Source organism: Microbulbifer sp. TYP-18 (assembly GCF_040932045.1).
In the GTDB taxonomy this organism is placed as follows: Bacteria; Pseudomonadota; Gammaproteobacteria; order Pseudomonadales; family Cellvibrionaceae; genus Microbulbifer.
Genome location: NZ_JBFRBC010000068.1, coordinates 1 through 2,831, shown reverse-complemented (window position 1 = coordinate 2,831; position 2,831 = coordinate 1). Strand labels below are relative to the sequence as shown.

Genomic DNA, 2,831 nt, shown 5'->3' with positions numbered 1-2,831 from the left:
GTCCGTGTCTTGAAGTAAACCCTGTCCAATCACGTCCGGAAAAAAATGACCCATGCTTGCATAATTGTGAGATGAATCCCTATAGTCTCCCGTATATATGCCTCCATAAGTTACCACAAAAGTTATATTTTCCCTGGTATTAAAGTTATAATCGAACGGATGTTTTATATAAAATTCTGCAGGGGGAGGAGTATATTCATAATAACTTAGATTGTGATATGGGAATTCCAACCTGCTGGTGACGACATCATTTTCAATCCAATAAAGCGTACTTGAGCCATTGAGATGAGATTGAGCTGGCAAGTAAGGCCGATCCGGTTGGTAGCTAGCTAATAATTTATAGGGAGCGTAGCTAATTCCAGAAAGGCTGAGAAGATTATTAATGCTACTTAGTGAATGTCCATTTTCATCCCAGACCCTACGTAGCGTAAAACCCTGAGGCTGATATGTATAAGCGTGAATAATCCAGTCATCAGTCCAGTCACCCTCACCAATACTCGCTATGAAGTTTGACAAAGAAAAGTTGGTAGGACTGAGTTTTTCTATGGAAATGGAGGCATTATTGGTCGTGCCTTCACAAGTACTTTGCGTGATTATTTCACTTGTGCTGTCGTTGCGCGCTTGTGCTTCAACACATACTTGTATGATACCCGCAGATGAAGATGAGAGATACTTTCTAACCACCTGAGTGGTGGATAGCGTAGAAGTTGAACTTGAAGTTAAAGACAAGGCTGTAGCCCCAGATCCTAGTCGAATATCTTTAGTATATCCATTGTACCCATCGGAGACCACCGTATTTTCAAAGGATTGCCCGCTGTACAATTCTTTTAGGTCTGCCCCAATAAAGGTATAACCTTCTTTTAATTGATAAAAAATGTCAGCTTCAGCCTGCATTCTGCCGTTGGCATAGATCCGGTTGCTTGGATAGGCCGTGCTATATTCTCCCTCGATAAATAAGCTTTGAAATGGTACCTCAGGGGGACCACTGGCAAAAATATAATTGCTAATGAACAATGAACTTAAGGCCATTAATTTAAGCTTGAGTTTTTTATTCATACAAACTTCCAATCTATTAATAGTTAAATAAAGCCAGCTGGAATATATAGCCAGATATTTCTTAGACTTTCCTCCTGCTGACCGGAAATTTATATTCTCTTGCATCAGAAGTCGTCAACGATTATTTTCTTGTAATTTAAAAACCTTGATGCTCTTCTTATTTTTTAACTTTCACACTAGTTTTAATGTAAGTACCTTTTCAAATTGCTAAAAGTTCTATTTTCATTATAGAAACAGCACTTTCTGTAAGAAAATTATCCTATTAAGGCGCCAAATAGGGAATATTATAAAAAGGAGAGGAGCCTAAAAGCTTTTAAATTATAAATAGGCAATCGTTCACACTTTTTTATATATCGGCAGCGCCAAAAATTGACCAAGCATCAATTAATATTCACAAGCCGTCCGCAACTTGTTCAAACTTTCCAACACACAATACCAAATCGTTTTGAGCATTGATCGTATCCTAGATATTGTTGAAATTTAATATTTTTACTGCTTTTTTCCCATTTATTTAAGTACTTACAGCTAATTTAATGTGAAATTACAAAAGTAAGAAGAGTATCAAGGTTTTTAAATTACAAGAAAATAATCGTTGACGACTTCTGATGCAAGAGAATATAAATTTCTGGCCAGCAGGAGAAAGTCTAAGGAATATCTGACTGGAATCTTCAACCTGGCTTTATTTAATTATTAATAGATTGGAAGTTTGTATGAATAAAAAATCCAAGATTAAATTAATGGCCTTAAGTTCATTATTCATTAGCAATTATATTTTTGCCAGTGGCCCCCCTGAGGTACCATTTCAAAGCTTATTTGTAGAGGGTGAATATAGCACCGCTTATCCAAGCAATCGGATCTATGCCAACGGTAGAATGCAGGCTGAAGTTGATATTTTTTATCAATTAAAAGATGGTTATACGTTTATTGGGGCGGAGCTTAAAGAATTGTATAGCGGGCAATCCTTTGAAAATACGGTGATCTCCGATGGTTACAATGGATATACTAAAGATATTCGATTAGGCTCCGGAACACCTGCCTCGACGTCTTTACCTTTAACCTCAAGTTCAACCTCTACCCTATCCACAACTCAGGTGGTTAGAAAGTACCTCTCATCTTCATCTACAGGCATCATACAAGTATGTGTTGAAGCACAAGCGCGCAACAACGTCACAAATGACATAATCACGCAAAGTACTTGTGAAGGCACGACCAATAATGCCTCCATTTCCATAGAAAAACTCAGTCCTACCAACTTTTCTTTGTCAAACTTCATAGCGAGTAGCGCTGATGGTGACTGGACTGACGACTGGATCATCTGGGCTTATACATATCAACCTCAGGGTTTTACTCTACGTAGGGTCTGGGATGAAAATGGGCTTAGATTAAACCAAAATCAAACTGATTTTTTCGTTGATTCCGGAATTAACTACGCTCCCTATAAATTATTAGCTAGCTATCACCCGGATCGACCCAACCAGCCTGCACAGGCCCACCTCAACGGTTCCAGTTCGCTGTATTGGATTGAAAATGGTGTGGTCACCAGTAGACTGGAATTCCCATATCACGATCTAACTAACTATACCTATCAACCTCCTGGTCCCCTCTATATAAAACATCCATTCGATTATAACTTTAATACTAATGAAAATATAACTTTTGTAGTAACTTATGGAGGTATTTATAAAGGAGATTATCGCACTGCCTCTCGCAACTACGCAAACATGGGTTATTTATTTCCGGGAGTTATTAGAGAGGGTTTCTTCACGGATTTAGAA

At 38.0% G+C, this 2,831-nt stretch carries 2 protein-coding genes; one reads left to right on the top strand and one right to left on the bottom strand.

What is annotated here, in order from left to right:
• Positions 1-1,056: hypothetical protein (locus ABVT36_RS18825; RefSeq protein ID WP_368457934.1), on the bottom strand; the 1,056-nt coding region annotated here is incomplete at its 3' end.
• Between the two features lie 710 nt (positions 1,057-1,766).
• Here ABVT36_RS18825 and ABVT36_RS18820 point away from each other — a divergent pair.
• A partial coding sequence (locus tag ABVT36_RS18820; RefSeq protein WP_368457933.1) for a hypothetical protein occupies positions 1,767-2,831 on the top strand: 1,065 nt, incomplete at its 3' end.